At 69.7% G+C, this 23,810-nt stretch carries 23 protein-coding genes; 15 read left to right on the plus strand and 8 right to left on the minus strand.

Annotated features, from left to right (window positions below; genetic code table 11):
• Window positions 1-63: 63 nt before the first annotated feature.
• The 3 genes from ACZ0AE_RS19155 to ACZ0AE_RS19165 form a co-directional block, all read right to left on the minus strand.
• Complete coding sequence (locus ACZ0AE_RS19155) at window positions 64-1,092, minus strand: SMI1/KNR4 family protein (RefSeq protein ID WP_463601908.1); 1,029 nt, start codon at window positions 1,090-1,092, stop codon at window positions 64-66.
• A gap of 47 nt (window positions 1,093-1,139) precedes the next feature.
• Window positions 1,140-1,838, minus strand: a complete 699-nt coding sequence (locus ACZ0AE_RS19160) for a ComF family protein (protein ID WP_447596025.1) — start codon at window positions 1,836-1,838, stop codon at window positions 1,140-1,142.
• A gap of 110 nt (window positions 1,839-1,948) precedes the next feature.
• Entirely contained in the window at window positions 1,949-2,494 is a 546-nt protein-coding gene (locus ACZ0AE_RS19165; RefSeq protein WP_463601909.1) for a CbrC family protein, read from the minus strand.
• A gap of 198 nt (window positions 2,495-2,692) precedes the next feature.
• Here ACZ0AE_RS19165 and bioB point away from each other — a divergent pair, with 198 nt between their 5' ends.
• From bioB to bioC, 5 genes are all read left to right on the plus strand, one after another.
• The gene (gene bioB / locus ACZ0AE_RS19170; protein ID WP_463601910.1) at window positions 2,693-3,742 is read left to right on the plus strand and encodes a biotin synthase BioB; all 1,050 of its coding nucleotides are present in this window, start codon (window positions 2,693-2,695) and stop codon (window positions 3,740-3,742) included.
• Between the two features lie 84 nt (window positions 3,743-3,826).
• Window positions 3,827-5,038 carry an 8-amino-7-oxononanoate synthase gene (gene bioF, locus ACZ0AE_RS19175; RefSeq protein ID WP_038685682.1) on the plus strand — a complete coding sequence of 404 codons (1,212 nt, stop codon included), beginning with the start codon at window positions 3,827-3,829 and terminating at the stop codon, window positions 5,036-5,038.
• Between the two features lie 16 nt (window positions 5,039-5,054).
• Entirely contained in the window at window positions 5,055-5,816 is a 762-nt protein-coding gene (gene bioH, locus ACZ0AE_RS19180; protein ID WP_463602118.1) for a pimeloyl-ACP methyl ester esterase BioH, read from the plus strand.
• Between the two features lie 59 nt (window positions 5,817-5,875).
• Window positions 5,876-6,658, plus strand: coding sequence for an SDR family oxidoreductase (locus ACZ0AE_RS19185; protein ID WP_038685680.1), 783 nt, complete (start codon window positions 5,876-5,878; stop codon window positions 6,656-6,658).
• A 33-nt stretch (window positions 6,659-6,691) separates the two neighbouring features.
• Window positions 6,692-7,576 (plus strand): malonyl-ACP O-methyltransferase BioC, encoded by an 885-nt coding sequence (gene bioC / locus ACZ0AE_RS19190; RefSeq protein WP_463601911.1) that lies wholly within the window; start codon window positions 6,692-6,694, stop codon window positions 7,574-7,576.
• Between the two features lie 250 nt (window positions 7,577-7,826).
• Here the strand turns inward: bioC and ACZ0AE_RS19195 are convergent, their stop codons facing one another.
• Both ACZ0AE_RS19195 and ACZ0AE_RS19200 read right to left on the minus strand, forming a co-directional pair.
• A complete protein-coding gene (locus ACZ0AE_RS19195) occupies window positions 7,827-8,438 on the minus strand; it encodes a YdcF family protein (protein ID WP_137190713.1) in 612 nt (203 codons plus the stop codon).
• The gene (locus ACZ0AE_RS19200) at window positions 8,423-9,382 is read right to left on the minus strand and encodes a pyridoxal-phosphate dependent enzyme (protein ID WP_463601912.1); all 960 of its coding nucleotides are present in this window, start codon (window positions 9,380-9,382) and stop codon (window positions 8,423-8,425) included. The genes ACZ0AE_RS19195 and ACZ0AE_RS19200 overlap by 16 nt, the downstream gene beginning before the upstream one ends.
• Window positions 9,383-9,528: 146 nt before the next feature.
• On the opposite strand from ACZ0AE_RS19200, the gene ACZ0AE_RS19205 reads away from it, so the two are divergent.
• The 10 genes from ACZ0AE_RS19205 to ACZ0AE_RS19250 all read left to right on the plus strand — a co-directional run bounded on the left by ACZ0AE_RS19205 (window position 9,529) and on the right by ACZ0AE_RS19250 (window position 21,160).
• Entirely contained in the window at window positions 9,529-10,047 is a 519-nt protein-coding gene (locus tag ACZ0AE_RS19205) for a hypothetical protein (protein ID WP_038685672.1), read from the plus strand.
• Between the two features lie 481 nt (window positions 10,048-10,528).
• On the plus strand, window positions 10,529-12,418 hold the full coding sequence (gene mnmG, locus ACZ0AE_RS19210; RefSeq protein WP_463601913.1) for a tRNA uridine-5-carboxymethylaminomethyl(34) synthesis enzyme MnmG: 1,890 nt from the start codon (window positions 10,529-10,531) through the stop codon (window positions 12,416-12,418).
• A gap of 179 nt (window positions 12,419-12,597) precedes the next feature.
• On the plus strand, window positions 12,598-13,416 hold the full coding sequence (locus ACZ0AE_RS19215) for a nucleotidyltransferase domain-containing protein (protein ID WP_463601914.1): 819 nt from the start codon (window positions 12,598-12,600) through the stop codon (window positions 13,414-13,416).
• Window positions 13,417-13,603: 187 nt separating this feature from the next.
• A complete protein-coding gene (locus tag ACZ0AE_RS19220; protein ID WP_038685668.1) occupies window positions 13,604-14,134 on the plus strand; it encodes a gamma carbonic anhydrase family protein in 531 nt (176 codons plus the stop codon).
• Between the two features lie 169 nt (window positions 14,135-14,303).
• Window positions 14,304-14,993 (plus strand): RDD family protein, encoded by a 690-nt coding sequence (locus ACZ0AE_RS19225; RefSeq protein WP_137190718.1) that lies wholly within the window; start codon window positions 14,304-14,306, stop codon window positions 14,991-14,993.
• On the plus strand, window positions 14,990-15,982 hold the full coding sequence (locus tag ACZ0AE_RS19230; protein ID WP_463601915.1) for a stage II sporulation protein M: 993 nt from the start codon (window positions 14,990-14,992) through the stop codon (window positions 15,980-15,982). Before ACZ0AE_RS19225 ends, ACZ0AE_RS19230 begins: the two co-directional genes overlap by 4 nt.
• Window positions 15,972-17,603 carry a DUF4129 domain-containing protein gene (locus ACZ0AE_RS19235; protein WP_463601916.1) on the plus strand — a complete coding sequence of 544 codons (1,632 nt, stop codon included), beginning with the start codon at window positions 15,972-15,974 and terminating at the stop codon, window positions 17,601-17,603. The genes ACZ0AE_RS19230 and ACZ0AE_RS19235 overlap by 11 nt, the downstream gene beginning before the upstream one ends.
• On the plus strand, window positions 17,600-18,805 hold the full coding sequence (locus tag ACZ0AE_RS19240; RefSeq protein WP_463601917.1) for a DUF4350 domain-containing protein: 1,206 nt from the start codon (window positions 17,600-17,602) through the stop codon (window positions 18,803-18,805). Before ACZ0AE_RS19235 ends, ACZ0AE_RS19240 begins: the two co-directional genes overlap by 4 nt.
• Entirely contained in the window at window positions 18,802-19,824 is a 1,023-nt protein-coding gene (locus tag ACZ0AE_RS19245; protein ID WP_051598689.1) for an AAA family ATPase, read from the plus strand. Before ACZ0AE_RS19240 ends, ACZ0AE_RS19245 begins: the two co-directional genes overlap by 4 nt.
• Window positions 19,825-19,861: 37 nt before the next feature.
• Entirely contained in the window at window positions 19,862-21,160 is a 1,299-nt protein-coding gene (locus ACZ0AE_RS19250) for a DUF58 domain-containing protein (protein ID WP_313424988.1), read from the plus strand.
• Window positions 21,161-21,227: 67 nt separating this feature from the next.
• Here the strand turns inward: ACZ0AE_RS19250 and ACZ0AE_RS19255 are convergent, their stop codons facing one another.
• The 3 genes from ACZ0AE_RS19255 to ACZ0AE_RS19265 form a co-directional block, all read right to left on the minus strand.
• Complete coding sequence (locus tag ACZ0AE_RS19255; RefSeq protein ID WP_342341999.1) at window positions 21,228-21,563, minus strand: hypothetical protein; 336 nt, start codon at window positions 21,561-21,563, stop codon at window positions 21,228-21,230.
• A gap of 326 nt (window positions 21,564-21,889) precedes the next feature.
• Window positions 21,890-23,068 (minus strand): glutathionylspermidine synthase family protein, encoded by a 1,179-nt coding sequence (locus tag ACZ0AE_RS19260; protein WP_038685654.1) that lies wholly within the window; start codon window positions 23,066-23,068, stop codon window positions 21,890-21,892.
• A gap of 3 nt (window positions 23,069-23,071) precedes the next feature.
• Window positions 23,072-23,635, minus strand: coding sequence for a DUF1190 domain-containing protein (locus ACZ0AE_RS19265; protein WP_038685652.1), 564 nt, complete (start codon window positions 23,633-23,635; stop codon window positions 23,072-23,074).
• Window positions 23,636-23,810: the final 175 nt, after the last annotated feature.

A 23,810-nucleotide genomic window follows, 5' to 3' on the forward strand; every position in this document is an offset into this window, starting at 1 on the left:
GGCAGCTCTCCATGCAGGGAGGGGGGACTGGCCCATGCTAGCGCCCGCGCATGAAAGCCGCAGTCACACCGCAGCGCCGCCGGGTATTGCCTTCAGTTCGTCCAGCAGCGCCTGTTCGGCCGCCGCGCTGAAGCGCCAGCCTCCCTCCACCGGCACGATCGCCCCCTCGGCCACCCGCGTATCCCACCACTCTTCGACGAAGCCGGGCGCGAACCCACCGGTCTTGAAGCCGAAGGGCGCCACGACCAGGTCGAACGGCACCATGAGTTCGTAGCACGGCGTTGCGTAGTCGTCCTGCTCGGCGGGGAGCTTGAGGAAATGCGTGAACGAGGTGGCCGTGGTCAGCTGCGAGTACAACCAGAACATCAGGTCGTACATCCGGTGCGAGTCGGGATCGGCATGCAGCGCGAAGAAGCCCTTTTCCTCGGTGATCCGGCGCGCCAGCGCACGCAACGCGCGCTCACCGTCGGGCAGCACACCGGCCGATGCCTCCAGCGCACGCTGCACGATCGGCGACAGCGTGCCGCGGTCCACCGTGACCAGATCGATCTCCAGGGTTTCGGCTGCATCGTCGAACGCATCTTCATCCACCAGTCCGTGGATGAACGTGGCGAAGTCCGGGGCGACCACCGTGATCGCGTAGTCCGCCTCCTGGTCCACGTGCACCACCTGGGGTTCGCCCTGCGGGCCGCACTGGCGGTAGTCGAGCATCACCAGGTCGTGCCCGGCGCTGGGGCAGTCGGCGATGACGATACCGATATCCGGGTAGCCCCACTCCTCCTGCATGAAGCGCGAACCGAATTCGCCGCCCACCGCGTAGGGCTTCTGTCGCCCAAGCGCATACAGGCCGCAGACCTGCACGTGATCCTCGGCCCAGCTGGTAGCCTCGTCCATCGGATGGCAACTGCGCTGCAGCAGGCCGCCGTTGTGGCGGCGGGCCAGTGCGATGTACGCATCGGGGATGCGATAGCCCAGCTCGGCCTGTAGCTCGGCAATGAGCGCGTCGCTGGGCGGCGGCTCCTGGTAGTTCTGCTGCGAGTACTCGCAGTCGTCCCAGAAATCGGCGAAGTCGAACGTGGCGAACGGATCCATCGGCGGCGGTCTTTCCCTATGACAGCCCCCGAGTATAGAGCGCCCCCTCACGGCACCCGTGCGCAGACCCACACCGCGGGATCGGGCAGGCCGACGCGCTGCAGGGCGTGCACGGCCGCGTCGAGCGTGGCGCCGGTGGTCATCACGTCATCCACCACGGTCAGCCGCGCCGGCGGTGGGGTGGTGATCGCAAAGGCGTCGTGCAGGTTGCGCCGCCGTGCATCGGCATCCAGCGCCGACTGCGCGGCCGTCAACCGATCCCGATGCAGTCCGCACCACAGCGGCTGCCGCAGCGCGCGCGCCAACGGCCGGGTGAGTTCCAACGCCTGGTCGTAGCCGCGCGTGCGCAGTCGCTGGCGGTGCAGCGGCACCGGGGCCAGCGGGCCGATGACGAAGCTGGGCACCCGCTGCAGCATCAACTGCGACAGCAGACGCCCGGCGGCCAGGTCGTGGTGGAACTTGAAGCGACGCAGCAGCTGGTCCACCGGTGCGGCGTACAGGAACGCCGCGGCAGCGGCAGCCTGCCGGGGCGGGTCATGCAGGCAGACACCACAGCACCGTGCAGGCGTGCCCTCCGGCAGCGGCAGCGCGCACAGCGGGCAGGCGTGGTCGTTCCAGGGCAGGGCGGCATGGCAGGCCGCGCACAGGTCCAGCCCGGCGCTGCCGGGTTCTTCGCAGACCAGGCAGCGCAGGGGCAGGGCCTGCTGGCCCAGCCAGGTCAGCGCAGCAGACAACCGGGCAAGCACGCGATCACCGTTTGAAGAGGCCGGCCCCCAGCGTGGCGGCCCGCCCCCAGGCGTGTATGTCGGTGCTTGCCGGTGCGTGCGGTCAGCCATCTACCGGGCGCACCCGCCGATCAATCGCAGTCCTGGTAGCCACCCAGTTCGCCACACTGCGTGCAGCGGAACATATACGCGGTAGGCGAGCCATCCTTGCGCAGCGCGCCGAAGAAATGGTCCCACTGCGGGCCATCATCCAGCCCGGTGCTGTCCTGGATCGCCGCGATCGCGCCTGCACCCAGTGCCTGCAGTTCCGCCTGCCCGGCACGGCCAATGAACTGGGCCGCGTCCCCGCAATGGGTCCACCACTTTTCCTGCTGCCAGGCGCTGAAGCCGGGGGTGCGCCGCGCGACTTCCTCGACCACCGCCTCCGGTACTTCGTCCCATTCACCGCCGCCGCCAATGCCTTCGTCATCGGTGAAGCTGGCATCAAGCCGCGCGCTGGCCGACCCGTCGGCAATGCACCACGGGCAGATCTCTGCGTCGTACTCCTCTTCGGCATACACCGGGCCGGTGTAGACGTAGCCGCGCGCCTGGTGGCAACTGACGCAGACCGTGGGGGAGGCGATGACGCTGCCGGTGGCGAGCGGGTCGGGGTGGTAGGTGAAACGGGGCAGGGTCATGCGGTCTCCTTCTGGTGCTTGGGTGGAGACTGTAGTGGGTATGGGTGGGTTGGGTGCCGGGTTGGTGGGGTTGGCTGGGTTGCCGGCCGGCGGCCGGCACTACCGGGCTGTAAACCTTCCGCATCTATATTTGGTTGACAGCGGGTTGCGTCGACGACCACACTTCCGCCCCCGTTCCTGCACGCCGAGGGCTGCTCCATGCCAAGCGACATCCGCCACGATTGGCGCAGCGAGGAGCTGCTGGCCCTGTTCGCGCTGCCGTTGCCTGCACTGCTGCACCGCGCCGCCAGCGTGCACCGCGAGCAGTTCGACCCGGCGCAGGTGCAGGTGTCCACGCTGCTGTCGGTCAAGACCGGCGGCTGCCCCGAAGACTGCGCGTATTGCCCGCAGGCCCAGCGCTACAGCACCGGGGTGGATGCGCAGAAGCTGATGGCCACCGAGGACGTGGTGGCCAAGGCGCGGCAGGCCAAGGCGGCCGGCGCGTCGCGGTTCTGCATGGGCGCGGCCTGGCGTTCGCCCAAGGAACGCGACATCCCCAAGGTGGCGGCGATGATCCGCGAGGTGAAGGCGCTGGGCCTGGAAACCTGCGCCACGCTTGGCATGCTCAGCGGCGACCAGGCCGTGGCCCTGCGCGAGGCCGGGTTGGACTACTACAACCACAACCTGGACACCGCGCCGGACTATTACGACTCGATCATCCACACCCGCCAGTACCAGGACCGCCTGGACACCCTGGGCCACGTGCGCGACGCCGGGTTGAAGACCTGCTGCGGCGGCATCGTGGGCATGGGCGAGACCCGCGAGCACCGCGCCGGACTGCTGCTGGCGCTGGCCAACCTGCCGGCCCACCCCGATTCGGTGCCGATCAACCGGCTGGTGCAGGTGGCCGGCACGCCCCTGCACGGCACCGCCGAACTGGACCCGTTCGAGTTCGTGCGGATGATCGCGGTGGCCCGTATCGCCATGCCCCGCGCGATGGTGCGGCTGTCGGCCGGGCGCGAGGCGATGAGCGACGAGCTGCAGGCCCTGTGCTTCCTGGCCGGGGCCAACTCGATCTTCTACGGGGAAAAGCTGCTGACTACCGGCAACCCGGACACCGAACGCGACCTGGCCCTGTTCGCGCGGCTGGGCCTGCGCCCGATGCCGGTCCAGGTGGATGCGGCCGACCACGACCATCCCGGCACGGTCCATGCCGACATCACCCAGGACACAGGGCGGTGCGGTGGCGGCACCGGGCAGGCCGCCTGAGGCCCGCCCGGTGCCCGCCCCCCGGGGCAGCGCCGCGCCCGCCAACCGGGTACGCTAACCGCCCATCCATGCCAGCCGACGACCATGGCCCGCCCCGACCTGCACGACCGCATCCAGGCCCAGCGCAAGCTCCGCGACGCGCAGGGCCGCATCCGCGTGCGCCGCACGGTGACCCGTCGCGACGGTGTGCGGCTGGAGATCGACGGCCAATGGCTCACCGGCTTCTGCAGCAATGACTACCTGGGGCTGTCACAGCAGTTCGGGGTGGTCAGCGCGCTGCAGGACGCCGCCGCGCGCGAGGGCGCCGGTGCCACCGCTTCGCACCTGATCTGCGGCCACCATGCGCTGCATGAGGCGCTGGAGCGGGAAATGGCCGAGTGGCTTGGCTACCCGCGCGCGCTGCTGTTCGGCAGCGGCTTTGCCGCCAACCTGGCGGTGCAGCAGGCGTTGCTCAGCGAAGAAGACGATGTGTGCGTGCAGGACCGGCTCAACCACGCCAGCCTGCTCGACGCCACGCGCCTGGCCGGTTGCCGGCTGCGCCGTTACCCGCACCTGGACACCGAAGGCGCGCTGCGCCAGTTGAAGCACGCGCCCGACGGCGCGGCGATGCTGGTCACCGATGGCGTGTTCAGCATGGACGGCGACATCGCCCCGCTGCGCTCGCTGTCGCTGGTGGCGCGCATGCAGGAAGCGCTGTTGTACGTGGACGATGCGCATGGCATCGGCGTGGTGGGCGAACATGGCCGCGGCTGCGTGGCCGATGCCGGGCTGGGCGTGGCCGACGTGCCGCTGCAGCTGGCCACCCTGGGCAAGGCGCTGGGTGGCAGTGGCGCGGTGGTGCTGGGCGATGACGCCCTGATCCAGCACCTGGCCGAAACCGCCCGTCCGTACATCTACACCACGGCGGTGTCGCCGGCACAGGCGGCCGCCTCGCTGGCCGCGGTGAAACTGGCCCGGCGTGACGACTGGCGACGCGAAAAACTCGGCGAGCTGATCGCCGTGTTCCGCGCCGGTGCGCGCCAGCACGGATTGGAACTGATGCCGTCCGATACGCCGATCCAGCCCTTGCTGTGCGGCGCGGAGTCCACCGTGATGGCCTTGTCGGCCGCGCTGGAAGCGTCCGGGTTCCTGGTCAGCGCGATCCGTCCCCCTACCGTGCCGGAAGGAAAAGCGCGCCTGCGCGTGACCTTGTCGGCACTGCACACCCCGGCGCAGGTGCGCGCGCTCACCGACGCGATCGGGCACGCGCGCGATACCGTCCTGCGCCAGCAGTCGCTGGATGCACTGAGCGCGTGAGCCCGGTGCTGTGAGCCTGCATATCGAGGTGGTCGGCAACGGGCCGGCAGTGGTGCTCATCCATGGCTGGGCACTGCATGGCGGCGTGTTCGCGCCGCTGGTGGACCGCCTGGCCGCGCAGTACCAGCTGCATCTGGTGGACCTGCCCGGCCATGGTTTCAGCCACGACGATGCCACGCCGCTGCGGCTGCCCCATGTGGTCAACGCCATCGCTGCCGCCACGCCACCGGCGGTGTGGTGCGGCTGGTCGCTGGGCGGGCTGTTCGCCCTGCATGCCGCCGCCACGCTGCCGCAGGTGCGCGCGCTGGTGATGATCGCCGCCACCCCGCGTTTCGTGCGCGGCGACGACTGGCCACACGCAGTGGAACCGGCGGTGTTTGAACAGTTCGGGCAGGACCTGGCGCAGGACTACCGCGGCACCCTGGAGCGTTTTCTGGCACTGGATGCGATGGGGTCCGAACACGCCCGGCAGGAACTGCGCACCCTGCGCGAGATGCTCATCGCGCGCGGTGAGCCGGCCGCGCGTGCGCTGCAGGAAGGGCTGCGCCTGCTGGAGACCACCGACCTGCGCGGCGCGCTGGCCGGGCTGGGCAAGCCCAGCCTGTGGCTGGCCGGCGCGCGCGACCGGCTGGTGTCCGCGCGCGCCATGCAGGCCGCCGCCGCGCTGTCGCCCGGCGCGCAGGCGCATGCGGTCGCCCAGGGCGGCCATGCGCCGTTCCTGGGCCACACCGACCAGGTGGCCACGCAGCTGCAACACTTCGTTGCCGGCCTTCCCTGACCCATCCACCGCGCGCATCGCCGATCATGTACGCCCGTCTTTCACTGCAGGAGTGACCCATGGATCTTGGAATCGCCGGTCGCTGGGCGCTGGTCTGCGCGGCCAGCAAAGGCTTGGGCCTGGGCTGCGCCCGTGCGCTGGTGCGCGAGGGCGTGAACGTGGTGGTGGCCGCTCGTGGTGAAGACGCGCTCGACCGCGCGGTGCTGGAACTGCAGGCGCTGCCCGGCGCGCGTAAGGTGGTCGGCGTGGTCGCCGACATCACCACCGAGGCTGGCCGCGACGCGGCCCTGGCCGCCTGCCCGCAGGTCGACATCCTGGTCAACAACGCCGGCGGCCCGCCCGCCGGGGATTTCCGCCAGTTCACCCGCGACGACTGGATCGCCGCGCTGGATGCCAACATGCTGGCGCCGATCGCGCTGATCCGCGCCACCGTGGACGGCATGATCGAGCGCGGCTTCGGCCGCGTGGTCAACATCACCTCCTCATCGGTGAAGGCGCCCATCGACATCCTGGGGCTGTCCAACGGCGCGCGCTCGGGCCTCACCGGCTTCGTCGCCGGCCTGGCCCGCAAGACCGTGGCGCACAACGTTACCCTCAACAACCTGCTGCCCGGTCAGTTCGACACCGACCGCCTGCGCGGCAACTTCGCCTACCTGGCCCAGCAGCAGGGCATCGACGCCGGCCAGATCGCCGAGCGCAAACGCACCCACATCCCGGCCGGCCGCTTCGGCACCGCCGATGAGTTCGGCGCCGCGTGCGCCTTCCTGTGCAGCGCGCACGCCGGCTACATCACCGGGCAGAACCTGCTGATCGACGGCGGCGCCTACCCGGGCACGTTCTGACCTTCGCACCCTTGTTTTCGCAGTGAGCCTTCCATGACGTCCAGCTTCGATCCCCGCCACGTCCGCCGCGCGTTCTCGCGTGCCGCCGCCAGCTACGACGCCGCCGCCGCGCTGCAGCGCGAGGTGGAAAACCGCCTGCTGGAATCGTTGGACTACCTGGAAGACCGCCAGCCGCAGGTCGTGCTGGACGTGGGCAGCGGCACCGGCCATGCCAGTGCGGCGATGAAGAAGCGCTGGCCCAAGGCGCAGGTGATCGCGCTGGACCTGGCCGAACCGATGCTGCGCGAAGCGAAGAAGCAGGCCGGCTGGTGGAGGCCGTTCACCCGCGTGTGCGCCGATGCGCAGGCCCTGCCCCTGCTGGACCAGAGCGTGGATGTGATCTACAGCAACCTGTGCCTGCAGTGGGTGGAAGACCTGCCGGCGGTGTTCGCCGGGTTCCGCCGCGTGCTCAAGCCGGGCGGGCTGCTGCTGTGCTCCACGTTCGGCCCGGAAACGCTGATCGAACTGCGCGACGCCTTCACCCAGGCCGACGCGGTGCCGCACGTGAGCCGCTTCGCGCCGATCGCGCAGTTCGGCGACGCGCTGATGATGGCCGGCTTCCGCGACCCGGTGCTGGACCGCGACCTGTTCACCCTCACCTACGACGACATGACCGCGCTGATGCGCGAGCTGCAGGCCATCGGCGCCACCAACGCGCGCCATGACCGCCGCCACACGCTCACCGGCCGCGGCCGCTTCGCCGCCGCCCGCGCCGCCTACGAACCGTTGCGCCGCGAAGACGGCAAGCTGCCCAGCAGCTGGGAAGTCATCTACGCCCACGCCTGGGCCCCCGAAGCCGGCGCCCCCATCCGCGAACAGGGCCACGACGTGGCCAGCGTGCCGGTATCGGCCATCCCGATCCGCCGCCGCACCCCCTGAAACCTGCCGGGGGTAGAGCCGACCGTTGGTCGGCTGCACGTATACCGGCCCGGCGGTAGAGCCGACCGTTGGTCGGCTGCACGTATACCGGCCCGACGGTAGAGCCGACCGTTGGTCGGCTGCACGTATACCGGCCCGGCGGTAGAGCCGACCGTTGGTCGGCTGCACGTATACCGGCCCGACGGTAGAGCCGACCGTTGGTCGGCTGCCCTTACGGCGGCCAGGCAATCCAGCCGACCAACGGTCGGCTCTACGCCGGAAACAGATCCCGGTGGAAGAAGTAAATCTCCTGCACCAGGAATTTCCAGCTGGTGTGGAAGCTGCGGAAGCGCGTGCTCGGCGTGGACGATGCCAGCGCATCGATGCCCAGCTCGCGCGCCAGCCGCAGCGCGCGCGCCATGTGCAGCGGGTCGCTGACGATGATCACCCGGTGCAGCTTGCGCTGCTGCATCAGCCGCCGCGCCTCGATCAGATTCTGGCGGGTGGTACGCGAGGCGGTCTCGATCAGGATCGCCTCGTCCGGAATGCCCTGCTTGAGCGCATAGCGGCGCGCCACCTGCGATTCGGAGAAGCGCGCGCCGGTACCGCCGTAGCCACCGGTGAAGATCAGCAGCGGCGCATAGCCGGCCTCATAAAGATCCAGGCCGTGCCGGATGCGTTCTTCAAACACCGGTGACGGCTTGGCGTCATACGCGGCCGCACCCAGCACGATGATCGCGTCGGCCTTGGCCGCCTGGTCGCGCTCGCCTACCCATACGATCCACGCGGTGACGCCCAGCAGCCAGGCCACCAGCAGAATGCACAGCCGCCACACCCAGCCCAGCAGCCCTACCCCGGCACGGCGGCTCATGCGCGCGCCCAGGGCAAGGCATCCAGGTCGACATTGCCGCCCGACAGCACCACGCCCACCCGCTGCCCGGCAAACCGCTGCGGCGTGGCGAGGATGGCGGCCAGGGCGATCGCCGACGACGGCTCCACCACCTGCTTGAGCACCTGCCAGAGCAGGCGCATGGCCGCCACGGTGGCGCTATCGGCCACGGTGATGACCTCGGCCGCGCCGTGCAGCAGCGCGAAGTTCGGGGCGCCCAGCGTGGTGCGCAGGCCATCGCACAGCGTGTCGGGGGTGAAATCGATGCGGCGTTCGCCGGCAGCCAGCGAGCGCGCGGTGTCGGCCGCGCCCGCCGGCTCGGCCAGCACCAGCCGGGTCTGCGGTGCCAGCGCCTGCAGCGCCAACCGCGTGCCCGACGCCAGCCCGCCGCCGCCCACCGGCACCACCAGCACGTCGAACGGGCCGTGGCCGCGCAGCAGCTCCAGCGCCGCCGTGCCCTGCCCGGCGATCACCCGCGGGTCGGCATAGGGGTGCACCAGGCTGGCGCCGGTCTGGGCCTGCACCTGCGCGCACATGGCTTCACGCGCGGCGATGCTGGCCTCGCAGCGCCACACCGTGGCGCCGTGACGGGCGATGTTGGCCAGCTTGGCGCCCACCGCGCCCTGGGGCACCACCACGTTGCAGGCGATGCCGCGGGTACGCGCGGCCAGCGCCAGCGCGGCACCATGGTTGCCCGAGGAATGGGTGACCACCCCGCGCGCGGCCTGGTCCGGGTCCAGCGACCACACCGCGTTGCAGGCCCCCCGGAACTTGAAGGCCCCGCCACGCTGCAGGTGCTCGCCCTTGAACAGCAGCGACGCCCCCGCCAACCCGTCCAGCGCGCGCGAGTGCAGCACCGGGGTCACGCTGGCATGCGGGGCAATGCGTGCGGCGGCCGCCAGCAGGTCGTCGACACAGGGCAAGGGTGAATCGCTCATGACGCAAGATTAACGTATGGCCCCGGTTCGCACCGCCCCGTCTGAACGTGACACGATGGCAATCATTCAGCGGATCGGGCCGGAGTTAAGGGCCGATTCAATGCGCCGGGCCGAAGCTGGCCGCATACCCTCGGGGGGAACCCACCATGAAAATGCGCCTGATCTTTGCCGGTGGCCTGTTGTTGGCCCTGTCCGGCTGCGCCACCTACGACTACGTTGGCGGTGGTGCTGGCAGCGGCTACTACCACGGCGCGCCGTCGGTGGAGTACCGCTATCCCTATGGGTACCCGTCCGGTTACGGCCCGGGCTACTACGGTGGCGGGTACTACGGCGGTGGCTATGGGTACGGCAACCCGTATTACCGCCCGTATCCGAACTATCGCCCGCCGCACAACCACCGCCCGCCGCCGCGTCCGGGCAACGGCGGCAATCCGCCGGTCCGGCCCGATCGCCCGGATCGACCGCGTCCGTCGTACAACGGCGGCTCGCCGTGGCGGAACATGGATTCGCTGGGGGGCCGGCAGCAACAGCAGCGTCCGCAGCAGCAGCGCCCGTCGGCGCCGCCGCAGGCACGTCCAGCGCAGGCACCGCGCCCGGCACAGCGGATGAACGGTTCCCCGTGGAGGAACATGAACAATTTGAACCAGCGCACAGTTGAGCCCTGATCCATCTTGATTTTCACCACCCACCCGGTTCAATCTAGGCGGGTGGTGACAGCTTCGGTCGCAAAGTGACAAAAGCGACACAGCACGTCACATCCAGCTCTATGTCGATATCCGCCGGGATTCTCTGGATCCCCCCTGTTCCGGCCCTGTCGGATGTCGGCACCTACAACGCAGAAGGCCCCGCCATGGCGGGGCCTTCTGTTTTTGGATCGTGGCATGGGCTGAAAAAAAACAGGGCCGGCAGTCCCCCGACTGCCGGCCCTTCTGCTTCCCCTGGTTGCGCATGGACCGGCCCCTGTTCCAATTCCGGTCCGTAGCGCCAAACGACGCCTGCCAGCCTGGGTGCTATTGGGTTATCTGCAGAAAACGTGCCAACTTGAGGGTTGATTTCAGCGACAGGCCCGATTGGCGCTAAAATCACCACCCCACGCCCTGCGTCCAGGGCCGTTCCGGGCCCCCCGCGCCCCCGAGCCCCATCGAAATGACCGACTCCTTCTACCGTTACGACGTCATCGTCATCGGCGGCGGCCACGCCGGCACCGAAGCTGCGCTGGCGGCTGCGCGCAGCGGTGCGCGCACCCTGCTGCTGACCCACAACGTGGAAACCATCGGCGCGATGAGCTGCAACCCGGCCATCGGCGGGATCGGCAAGGGCCACCTGGTGAAGGAGATCGACGCCCTGGGTGGGGCCATGGCGCATGCCGCCGACCGCGCCGGCATCCAGTGGCGCACCCTCAATGCCTCCAAGGGCCCGGCCGTGCGCGCCACCCGCTGCCAGGCCGACCGCAACCTGTACCGCATGACGATCCGCCAGATCGTGGAAGCCCAGCCGAACCTGACCGTGTTCCAGGCAGCGGTGGACGACCTGGTGATCGACGGCGACACCGTGCGCGGCGCGATCACCCAGACCGGGCTGACCTTCCACGCCGCCGCCGTGGTGCTCACCGCCGGCACCTTCCTGGCCGGCAAGATCCACGTGGGCCAGACCCAGTACGCCGCCGGCCGCATGGGCGACCCGCCGGCCACCACGCTGGCCGCCCGCCTGCGCGAGCGCCCGTTCGTGATCGACCGCCTGAAGACCGGCACGCCGCCGCGCATCGACGGCCGTTCGCTGGACTACAGGGTGATGGACGAGCAGCCCGGCGACGACCCGCGCCCGGTGATGTCCTTCCTGGGCCACCAGGCCGAACACCCGGCCCAGGTGAGCTGCTGGATCACCCACACCAGCGAGCGCACGCACGACATCATCCGCAGTGCCCTGCACCGCTCGCCGCTGTACAGCGGGCAGATCGAAGGCATCGGCCCGCGTTACTGCCCGTCGATCGAAGACAAGGTGGTGCGCTTCGCCGAGAAGGCCAGCCACCAGATCTTCGTCGAGCCCGAAGGGCTGGATGTGGTGGAGATCTACCCCAACGGCATTTCCACCTCGCTGCCGTTCGACGTGCAGCTGGCGCTGGTGCGCAGCATCGGCGGCTTCGAGAACGCGCACATCACCCGCCCCGGTTACGCGATCGAGTACGACTTCTTCGACCCGCGCAGGCTGGACAACACCCTGCAGACCAAGAGCGTGTCCGGGTTGTTCTTCGCCGGCCAGATCAACGGCACCACCGGCTATGAAGAAGCCGCGGCGCAGGGCCTGCTGGCCGGCATCAACGCCGCCCGCCACGTGCGCGAACAGGCCGGCTGGTGCCCGCGCCGCGACGAGGCCTACCTGGGCGTGCTGGTCGACGACCTGATCACCCACGGCACCACCGAGCCGTACCGCATGTTCACCAGCCGCGCCGAGTACCGCCTGCAGCTGCGCGAGGACAACGCCGACGTGCGCCTGACCGGCACCGGCCGCGAACTGGGTCTGGTGGATGACCACCGCTGGGCCGCGTTCCAGACCAAACAGGCGGCCGTGGCCACCGAATCGGCGCGCCTGCGCGCGCTCTGGGCCACGCCCGGCAACGCACTGGGCCGCGAAGTGGAAGCCACCCTGGGGGTGGCGGTCAGCCGCGAAACCAACGTGCTGGACCTGATCAAGCGCCCCGAACTGGACTACGCCCAGCTCATGCAGGTGCCGTCGCTGGGCCCGGCGGTGGCCGACCCGAAGGTCGCCGAGCAGGTGGAGATCGGCGTGAAGTACGCCGGCTACCTGGACCGCCAGCGCGACGAGATCGCGCGCCAGCAGCGCCACGAGAACACCGCCATCGCCAGCGACTTCGACTATGCCGGCGTGCGCGGCTTGTCGGCCGAAGTGCAGCAGAAGCTCGAGCGCGTGCGCCCGCAGACCATCGGCCAGGCCCAGCGCATCCCCGGCATGACCCCGGCGGCGATCTCGCTGCTGCTGGTGCACCTGGAACGCGCGCGCCGCATCCGCGCCGCATGACACGCCACCCCACCGGGTAACGCGGCACCCACCAGGTAGAGCCGACCGTTGGTCGGCTGCTCCAAATGCCCGGTAGAGCCGACCGTTGCCCGGCTGCCCCAGGTCCCGCGCAGCCGACCAACGGTCGGCTCTACCGGGTCCACGCCCAACCCACCGCTGCAGGACGCAGGAGAACAGACATGGATATCCATCCAATCGCGCCGGACAAGCGCGCCGCCGTCATCGTCGAATTGGAGCGCATCGAACGCGAACACGACGTGCGCGTGCTGATGGCCTGCGAATCGGGCAGTCGCGGCTGGGGCTTCTCCTCGCCCGACAGCGATTACGACGCGCGCTTCATCTACGTGCACCGCCAACCGTGGTACGTCAGCGTCAACGAGGCCACCGGCCCCGGCCAAGCACAGCGGGATGTCATCGAGCTGCCGATCGACGACGAACTGGATGTGAGCGGCTGGGACCTGCGCAAGGCACTGCGGCTGGTGTCCAAATCCAACCCGACCCTGTCCGAATGGCTGCGCTCGCCGATCGTGTATCGGCAGGACGATGCCGCGGTGGCCACGCTGCTGGATGCGGTGCAGCAGTTCCATTCGCCGCTGGGCAGCTGGTGGCATTACTTCAACATGGCCCGCACCAACTTCCGCGGCTATCTGCGCGGTGAGCGGGTGCGCACCAAGAAGTACCTGTATGTGCTGCGCCCGCTACTGGCCTGCCGCTGGATCGAGTGCGAGGCCGAGCCGCCGCCGATGGCCTTCGAGCTGCTACTGGATCGCCTGCTGCCCCACGGCCCGGTGCGCGCGGCAATCGACCAGCTGCTGGTGGTCAAGCGTGCCAGCGCCGAGGTTGCCGATGGCCCACGGGTGGGGGTGATCAGCGCGTACATCGAGGCCGAACTGGCGGCAATGGGCCATGCAGCCCCGCCACTGGCATCGGGCAATGGCGACAGCGAGGCATTGGACACGCTGTTCCGCCAGATGCTGGCCACGCACGCCCCCCGGTAGAGCCGACCGTTGGTCGGCTGCACAGCACGCGTCGCCGGGTTCCTGGCAGCCGACCAACGGTCGGCTCTACCCCCGGGTGGGGGCGTGCCGTTGCGCATGGCGGGCGTCGGGCGCCCCCGCGTTATCATCGGGGGCCGGGACAACGCTGCAGGCGGCGTCCCTGCCCCTGCGTTGCCGGAGTTTGCACATGTCCCCGATCCGCCCCTTCCTCGACACGCTTCCCGTCCTTGGTCAGCGCTGCTACATCGACCCGGCCTGCACCATCATCGGTGACGTGGTCCTGGGCGATGACGTATCGGTCTGGCCGGGCACGGTGATCCGCGGCGACGTCAACCATGTCCGGATCGGCGCGCGCAGCAACATCCAGGACGGCACCATCATCCATGTCAGCCACCATAGCCCGTACAACATGGAAGGCTTCCCGACCCTGATCGGCGAAGGGGTGACCGTGGGCCATGGCACCATCATCCATGCCTGCACCATCGGCGATTACAGCCTGATCGGCATGGGCGCGTGCATCCTCGACGGGGCACGGGTGGAGCAGCACGGCTTCGTCGGCGCCGGTGCCGTGGTGGGCCCGGGCAAGGTGGTGGGCGAAGGCGAACTGTGGGTGGGCAACCCGGCGCGCCTGGTGCGCACGCTGACCAGCAAGCAGATCGAATCGCTGCACTACTCGGCCGACCACTACGTCCGGCTCAAGGACAAGTACCTGGGCTGATCCCGGTCGCGGCGGTCGCAACCGCCCCCACCCCGCCCCCGGTGCTGGGCATCGGCACGGCCGCACGGTAAAGTCCACAGCCGACCAGGAAGCAGTCGAGAACCCGCATGCCCCCGCTGGCAGCAGACCGGAGAGGATTCCGGCACATCCATTCCGGCCCCGTGCGCGCATGAGTGCGACGATGCTGGACACCTACCGTGAAGTGATCACGCCCGAAGGCGTGCCGCTGCACCTGCCGGCCGCCGGTCCGGTGCCGCGTGCACTGGCGTGGGCGATCGATTTCACCCTCCGCGTCGGCGCGTTGATGATGCTGAGCATTCCGCTGGCCTTCCTCGGCGAGTTCGGCCAAGGCCTCTACCTGGCGCTGATGTTCCTGCTGATGTGGGCGTACACCATCGTGCAGGAGGCGCTGTGGGGCCGCACCGTGGGCAAGCGCGTGCTGGGTCTGCGCGTGGTCGCGCGCGACGGCGCACCCATCGGCTGGATGGCTGCCATCACCCGCAACCTGCTGCGCACCGTGGACATGCTGCCGTTCGGCTACGCGCTGGGCCTGCTGTCGAGCCTGTTCGATGCGCACGGGCGCCGCCTGGGCGACCTGGTCGCCGGCACCGTGGTGATCCACGACAGCGCGCGCCCGGCGCTGGGCAGCGTGCCCATCGACACCGTACTGGCGCCACCGCAACCGTTGCAGCCGGCCGAACAGGCCGCCGTGGTCGCCTTTGCCGAACGTGCCGCGCGGCTATCCGCCCCGCGCCAGCAGGAACTGGCCGGCATCGTCGCCCCGCTCAGCGGCGGCGGTGGCCAGGTGGGCGTGTTGCGCCTGTATGCGATGGCCAACTGGCTGCTGGGGCGCCGATGAGGCAGGAACAATTCGTCGCCCGCTACCAGCACGAATGGCAGGCGCTGGAGCACTGGCTGGCCACGCGCGGCGACAACCCGCGCAGTGGGCGCGGGCAACCGGCAGCCGACGGGCTCAATGATGAGGACATTCCGCAGCACTACCGGCGCCTGTGCCAGCAGCTCGCGCTGGCCCGCAAGCGCGGCTACAGCCCGCAGCTGGTGGCACGCCTGCAGCTGCTGATGCAGCAGGGCCACCGCCTGCTCTACCGCACCCCACCGCCCCGCTGGCGGCGTGCGCTGGAATTCCTGTTCGCGGATTTTCCGCAGCTGGTGCGCAGCCAGGCGCGCAGCATGTGGGTGGCCACCGCGTTGTTCGTGGTGCCGTTGGTCGGCACCTTCGCGCTGGTGCAGTGGTACCCGCAGTTCATCCACCTGCTGATGGACAACACGCAGATCGCCGCGATGGAGCGCATGTACGACCCGGCCGCACCGCACCTGGGGCGCGACAGCGGCACCGACTGGATGATGTTCGGCTACTACATCATGAACAACATCAGCATCGGCCTGCGTACCTTCGCCAGTGGCCTGCTGGCCGGCGTGGGCACGGTGCTGATCCTGCTGTTCAACGGGCTCACCATCGGCGCGGTGGCCGGCCACCTGCAGCACGTGGGCCACGGCGAACCGTTCTGGCGCTTCGTGGTCGGGCACGGTGCGTTCGAGCTGACCGCGATCGTGATCGCCGGTGGCGCGGGCCTGCAGCTGGGCATGAAACTGCTGGCACCGGGGCGCAGGCGCCGCATCGATGCCTTGATCGAAGGCGGCGTGATCGGCGCGCGCTTGTGCCTGGGCGTGGCGGCGATGCTGCTGGTGGCCGCGTTCATCGAAGCCTTCTGGTCCTCGATCGCCGAGATCCCCGCGTGGGGCAAGTTCGCCGTGGCCGCGGTGCTGTGGAGCGCGGTGTTTGCCTGGCTCTGGCGTGGTGGGCGTGGGAGCGGGCATGCGCATTGACCAGCTCGACGTAGTGCTGCGCGCACGCAGTGGCTGGGAAGCGGTGGAACTGGGCACGGCGCTGGTGCGCCGGCACGCACGCGCGATCTGGGCGCCGATCCTGCTGCTGGGCCTGCCGGTGTTCGCACTGGTCAACGCACTGGCGTGGTGGGCCGATGCATTCGGCTGGGCGTGGCTGCTGATGTGGTGGCTCAAGCCGGTGTTCGACCGGCTGGCCCTGTACGTCATGTCGCGCAGCATCTTCGGCGAAGCGCCCGGTGCCCTGCAGACCCTGCGCGCACAGCGCCAGTGGGGCTGGACCGGGTTCTGGGGCTACCTGGGCTGGCGCCGTTTCAGCCCGCTGCGCGCGCTGTTGCTGCCGGTGAACCTGCTGGAAGGCAACCCGCCCGAACACCGCGGCGCGCGCCGCCGCGCGATTGCCGGCGGTGCGTTCGGGCACGCGGTGCTGCTGGCTGCCACCTGCATGGCCTTCGAGCTGGTGCTGGTGGCAGGCTGCATCGCCGCGGTCTTCCTGTTCGTGCCGTTCGAGCTGCTGTCCGACTCGTGGCGCGCCGCGTGGGCCATGGTGCGCGACGACACCCCGGCGTGGGCCCTGCTCGGGCTCAACCTGGTGTGCTGGCTGTCGGCGACGTTGATCGGGCCGTTCTACACCGGCGCCGGCTTCGGGCTGTACTTGAACCGGCGCACCGAGATGGAAGCGTGGGACGTGGAGATCGCCTTCCGGCGCCTGCGCGACCGCCTGCAGCAGGCCGCACCGCTGCTCGTGCTTGCGCTGGTGCTGGCATGGCCCGGCACCGCCGTGCATGCCCAGTCGGCCGATGCGGATGCGCCCTCGCTGGAGCAGCTGCTGGACGATGCGCAAGCCGAGGCCGAGGCAGAGACGGACACGGACGCCGCCGAGCGGCCCACCGCCACCTACGCCAACGACCCGACCAATACCGCCGACGGCATCTTCGGCGCCGACCCGGTGGACACCGCCGGCTTCCGCCAGGCGGTGCAGCGCGCCTATGAGGATCCATTGCAAAGCCCCACCCGCCAGATCAGCCGCTGGGAACGCATCGACCACGATGCCGCCAAGAAAGAAGAGAAAAAACCGGACCCCAAGGACGCCGACACGGCGCGCAAGCGCAAGGGCCCGCTGCTGCCGGCGCAGATCGCCGAATGGATGCTGTGGGGGCTGGTTGGCATCCTGCTGGTGATCCTGGTGGTCACCGCACCGCGCTGGCTGCGCTGGTTGCGTGGCGATGGCGCCCGGCGCCGCAGCACGGTCTCGGCCGTGGTCGAAGATGACATCACCGTGCCGCAGGAGGTCCCACCGGACGCGGCGGCGCGTGCACGCGCCCTGTGGCACCAGGGGCGGCCACGCCAGGCGTTGGCGCTGCTGTACCGCGCCAGTGTGGAATCGATGAGCGAACGGGCGCAGATGGCGCTGCCGCCGGGCGCCACCGAGGCGCAGTGCCTGCGCGTATCGCGGCGCATGCCCGACGCGGACGACCGCAGCCTGTTCGCGCGTGTCGTGCGCGTGTGGCAGTACGCCGCCTATGCCGGACGACTGCCCGACGATGACGCCTTCGAGAGCCTGGCCAGCACCCTGCAGCAGCAGTTCCGGTGGCGCGGATGAGCGTCCGTCTGCGCTGGCTGTTGGTGGTGGTGGGGCTGCTCGCGATCGGCGTGCCGCTGACGATCCTGTTCCTGCGCTCGCATGAGCGCATCACCGAAACCCAGCACCTGCCCCCGCAGGGCGAAGCCAGCTACAACCCGTTGTACGTGCTGGGGCAGGCCTTGCGTGCCGATGGCATCGAGGTGCATTCGCAGCCGCGCGTGGACCTGACCGCGATGGCGCTGCAGCCGCACGACACCCTGGTGCTGCTGCAGGACAGCGCGCTGCTGCCCGCCCCCACCGCCAAGGCGCTGCTGGACTGGGTGGCACGCGGCGGCCACCTGCTGGTGCGCACCCCGCCGATCACCGGCGACGAATCACTCGAGCGCAATGGGCCGTTGCTGGACGCGCTGGGCGTGGACAGCATCGATGGGGAGGCCGGCTGCCAGCCCTTCCACGTGCGCGATGACCCGCAGCACGTGGAATTCTGTGGCGGCCGCCGGTTCAGCGTGGCACCACCACCGGGCGTCACGCTTGCGCGCAGCTGGGGCGAGCACGACGAAGACAACGAGGCCTATGGGCTGGTGTTCGCCCGCCTGCAGCACGGCCAGGGCAGTGTGGATGTGCTGGCCGACATGGAATTCATGAAAGGCCTGGGCCACCCGGCGCCGTCGGACACGCCCAGCGCCAAACAGGGCGACTTCATCGACGGGCTGCACGACAAGGCGCACCGCGACCTCACCCGCTACCTGCTGGCCCCGCGTTATGGCCAGGGCACGATGTGGCTGGTGTACGGCTCGCGCCCGCCCTCGCTGTGGCACCGGATCTTCTACCAGGGCTGGCCGGTCTGGGTGCCGCTGCTGCTGGCCCTGCTGGCCTGGCTGTGGCAGCGCGCGCAGCGCATGGGGAGCCTGTTGCCGTCACCGGCGATCGAGCGCCGCTCGCTGCTGGAACACGTGCGCGCCAGTGGCGAGCACCTGCTGCGGTACGGCAAGGCCCCACTGTTGTACGACGCGGTACGCCGTGCGTTCCTGGCACGGCTGCGGCGGCGGGCACCAACGGCCGCCGCGCTCACCGGCGAGGCGCAGGTACAGGCCATCGCCACGTTGCTGCAGTGGCCCCACGGCCGCGTGCAGACCGCCCTGCACGCCCCCGCTTCGCAAGACCTCACCGCGCTGCGCGAGCGCATCCGCCTGCTGATCCAGATGAGAAACCTGCTATGACCGAGTCCATCCAGCCGCCGCCGCTGTCCCCGCCCGACCCCAGCCCGGCCCCGGCCGCGCTGTCCGGCCCCAGCCTGGTTGAACGCGTCGATGCCGTGCGCGACGCGGTCGGCCGCGCGTTCATTGGCCAACCGGAGGTCCTCGACCAGATCCTGATCGCGCTGCTGGCCGGTGGCCACGTGCTGATCGAAGGCGTGCCCGGGCTGGGCAAGACCCTGCTGGTGCGGGCACTGGCCCAGGCGCTGGAGCTGGACTACGGCCGCGTGCAGTTCACCCCCGACCTGATGCCCAGCGACGTCAGCGGGCACGCGGTGTACGACCCCAAGTCGGAGAGCTTCAAGATCCGCCGCGGCCCGGTGTTCACCAACCTGCTGCTGGCCGATGAAATCAACCGCGCCCCGGCCAAGACCCAGTCGGCGCTGCTGGAAGTGATGCAGGAAGGCCAGGTCACCATCGAAGGCAAGGCGTTCGCGCTGACCCCGCCGTTCCTGGCACTGGCCACGCAGAACCCGGTGGAGCAGGAAGGCACGTACCCGCTGCCGGAAGCGCAGCTGGACCGCTTCCTGCTCAAGGTGCTGATCGACTACCCGCAGCTGGAAGACGAGAAGCGCATGGTGGATGCGATCACCACCGGGCGCAGCGCGGCCGACTTCGACCTGTCGCAGGTGCCGCGCGTGCTCACCGCCGCCGAGGTGGTGGCCCTGCAGCAGGCCACCGCCGCGATCACAGTGGATCCGGAAGTGATCGACTACGCGGTGCGGATCGTGGCCGCCACGCGCCAGTGGCCGGGCATCGCGCTGGGCGCCGGTCCGCGCGGCAGCATCGCGCTGGTCCGTGCGGCGCGCGCGCAGGCGGTGCTGGCCGGTCGCGATTTCGTCACCCCCGATGACGTGCGCGATATCGCCAAGCCGGCGCTGCGCCACCGCATTGCGCTGGCCCCGGAACTGCAGATCGAAGGGCAAAGTGCCGACGATGCGCTGGAAGCGTTGCTGGCCAAGGTGGAAGCACCGCGCAAATGAGGTCCTGCCGCGCCATTGACGCCTGGGGGCTGGGCCGATGAGGCCAGCGCCGTTGCTGCTGGTGTTGCTGCTGGCCTGGAGCCTGCTCGGGCTGCCGGTGGCGTTCGGGCTGTGGCCGCGCTGGAGCTGGGCGGCCGCCGGCGCTGCGATCGCGGTGCTGGCGCTGGTGGATCTGCTGCGCCTGTGGCGGCAGCCGTCGCCCAGCATCCAGCGCGACATGCCCGAGGCGTTAGCCTTGAACGTGGCACGGCCGGTCACGCTGCGGCTGGAATCGAGCCTGCGCCAGCGCGTGGAGGTGTTTGACCTGGCACCGGGCCAATGGACGCTGCAGGGCCTGCCGCGCCGGCTCACGCTCAAGCCGATGGTGGCCAGCAGTTTCCAGTACACCGTGACCCCCACCGCGCGCGGGCGTTTCGAGCTGGACGGTGTGCACCTGCGCGTGCATGCGCCGTGGCGGTTGTGGTGGCAGCGGCGTACGTTGCCGCCCGCGTTGAGCGTGCGCGTGTACCCCAACTTCGCCCCGCTGACCCGTTTTGCGTTGTTCAGTGCCGAACAGGCCTCGCGGCTGGTCGGCGCGCACCTGAAGCGTCGCCGTGGCGAAGGCACCGATTTCCATCAGATGCGCGAGTACCGCATCGGTGACAGCCTGCGCCAGATCGACTGGAAGGCGACCTCGCGCGCGCGCAAGCTGATTTCGCGCGAGTACCAGGACGAAAAGAACCAGCAGCTGATGCTGATGATCGACACCGGCCGGCGCATGATGGCCAGCGAAGGCGGGTTGTCGCATTTCGACCACGTGCTCAATGCATCGCTGGTCGTGTCCTACCTGGCGCTGCGCCAGGGCGACGGCGTGGGCCTGTTTGCCAGCGGCGGCGACAGCCGCTGGGTGGCACCGCAGCGCGGCATGGGCGCCATCGATGCCCTGCTGCGCGCCAGCTACGACCTGCAGGCGCGACCGGTCGCCACCGATTACCTGGCCGCCGCCACCGAGCTCACCCTGCGCCAACGGCGGCGTTCACTGGTGATGCTGGTCACCAACGTCCGCGACGAAGACATCGAAGACCTGCTGGCCGCGGTGCGGCTGCTGCAGCGCCAGCACCTGGTGTGCGTGGCCAGCCTGCGCGAACGCGAGCTGGACGACGCGCTGGACCAGCCGGTGGACACCCTGCAGGACGCCACCCAGGCCGGCGCCATTGCGCGTTACCTGCAGCAGCGCAGCGACGCCCACGAGGCCCTGCGCAGCCATCGGGTGATGGTGCTGGATGTCACCGCCGATGCACTGCCCGGCGCGCTGGTGGAGCGGTATCTGGCGGTCAAGCGCGACGGGCTGCTGTAGGCCACGACCGTTGGTCGTGGCGCACGGTGCATCGGCGCGGATGCATGTACCGACCAACGGTCGGTACCTACCGGATCGCGTTGGCCTTGGCGATCAGACGGGCGGTGGCCTTCTGCAGCAGCACGCGGTTGCGTGCCAGTTTCATCCACTGCGGCAGGCGGGAGAACATGGAGCCGTTGGACATGCCGGCGCGTTCGCGCAGCGGTGCGGCGGCATAGTCGTGCAGTGCCTGAAGGTGCGCTGCGTTGTACGCCCACAGGACGCCGGCTGCGGTCTTCTCGACCAGCAGCAGCGGCATGCCAAAATGCGGGTCGTTGGACTCAGCGCTGCCCAGTGGCCGCGCGGTGACCTCCACTTCGCTGTCGCGACCGCATTGCCGGCACGCCGCGGTAGACGTGGTCAACGTTGGCGTTGGGCGCGGGCGACGGATCTCCACGCCCACCCATTTGTACCCGCAGTGGCCGCAGGGTCGGTAGCCGCTGTAGAGCATCGGCCCCACCCAGTCGCCGGGGCCGCAGCGACTGCAGCCGCAGCCCCCGTCGAGCGCCATGGCGCACCCCAGGCAACGGAAGCGCCTCGATTGGTCCTGCCGCGTGACCCAGCCCGGCAAATCGCAGCGATGGCAGCGCACCGCGATGCGGTCCGCGTAGCGCCACAGGGCATGTCCTTCATCCAGATGTCGCCCGGCCAACGGCCCGGGACGCAGGCTGCGGTCGCGCTGGATCGCCATCACACGTAAATGCGGGTGGGGGCTTCGTCGATGATCGCGTGCGGCACGAAGCGCGCGCTGTCGCGGGTGATGCGGCTGTTGTCTTCGCGGATGCCCAGGCCGCAGGCCTGGTCGCCCACCACCCAGCTGCCCACCAGCGGGTAACCGCCGTCGAACGCGGTAAGCGGGTGCGCGGCCTGGCGGATCGCCGGGCCGGTGTACGGGCCTTCGCTCTCCTGCCAGCTGCCATCGGCCAGGTGCATGGCCACGTTGGCGCCTTCGCGCGAGAACAGCGGCTTGCGTACCCAGCCACGCGGCAGCGCGCTGCCATCGTCGAACTCGGCCGGCAGCAGGTTGGGGTGGCCGCGGTGGCGCTGCCACAACAACGGCAGCACGCCCTTGTTGCTCAGGATCGCTTTCCACGCCGGTTCCAGCAGCTGCACGCCCGACCCGGGCAAGGCCTGGCCGAACGACTCGGTCATCAGGTCTTCCAGCGGGTACAGCTTGAACAGGCTGCCAATGACGGTGTCATCCATCGCGGTGAAGCGACCGTCTTCGGACAACCCGATGTCCTCGATCGCGATCGCCTCGCCCCGCAGGCCGGCCTGGGCCGCGCAATCGCGCAGGTAGGCCACCGTGCCCTGGTCTTCCTCCGAGCTGCCCACCGCGCTGAAGTACAGCGGCGGCGGCAACTGCGCGGACAGCTGTGCGAAGCGGTCCACCAATGCTTCGTGGATCGCGTTGAACTGGTCGGCGTGCGGCGGCAGGCGGTTCTGGTTGCGCTGGTCTTCCAGCCACTGCCACTGGAAGAACGACGCCTCGAACAGCGACGTGGGCGTGTCGTAATTGAGTTCGTAGAGCTTGGCCGGGCCCGTGCCGTCGTAGGCAAAGTCCAGGCGGCCATACAGGTGCGGCTCGCCACGGCGCCAGCTGTCGGCGATCCAGTCGCGGAACGCCGGCGGGATGGCCAGCTGGTCCATCAGCTGTTCGCTGCCCACCACTTCGTCCACCAACCCCATCGCCATGGCGTGCAGCTCGGCGCTGGGGTCTTCGATGTCCTGCTCGATCTGGCGCAGGGTGAAGGCGTAGTACGCGGTTTCATCCCAATACGGCAGGCCGTCGATGGTGTGGAAGCGGAAGCCGGATTCCTCGGCCCGGGCGCGCCATTGGCTGCGCTCGGCAATACGGACACGCTGCATCGATCAGCCGCCGACGCTGCTGCGGCCGCTGCTGGTGCTGCCGAAGCCACCACGGCTGGCCGTCACGGCGCGGTTGGGGGTGGCGTTGACCGGGGCCAGGCCCGCCTTGCCGGCGCCGATGCCGCTGGCGGTGTTCAAGCCGCCGCTGCCACCCGGTGCCGGGCGTGCCCAGCCCTTGGCCTTGTCCTGGTAGGCCGGGCTGGCCGCCGGGGCCTGGGCCAGGCCGGCGCCGCGGTTGCCGAGCATCTGCGACATGAAGAAGCCCATCATCATCGGGCCGATGAACGAGTGGCCGGTGGAGGTCTTCTGTTCCACGCACTGCTCGGCGTTGTACTCGGCTTCGCATTCGGCACGCGAGGCGTACTTGGGCGCCGCATCGGCCGACTGCTTCTTCGCTTCGGCAAAGGCGGTGCGGCAGCTGGACGGGTCACCGGTGGCTTCGGTACAGGCTTCCACCGAGGTGTACAGCCCTTCCTGCGTCTGGACGCCGGCGTCCTTCTGGCAGGCGGTGAACAGCAGCGGTGCGGCGCTCATCAACAGCAGCGCGGTGGTCCTGGAACGTTTCATGGCGTCATGCCCCCTTGTACGGTTATCGGTTCAATCATGCCTCATCGGGCCGAACAACCAAAACCGGCAAAGCCGGGAAGATGAATGGCATTTCAGAAATCCGTCGCGCCACGCGACCCGCCATCGCTACGGGCGGCGGGCGCTTGGTTGCAAACGCAACCGGAATTTTTCGGCA

The organism is Stenotrophomonas sp. AC248, from assembly GCF_979258185.1.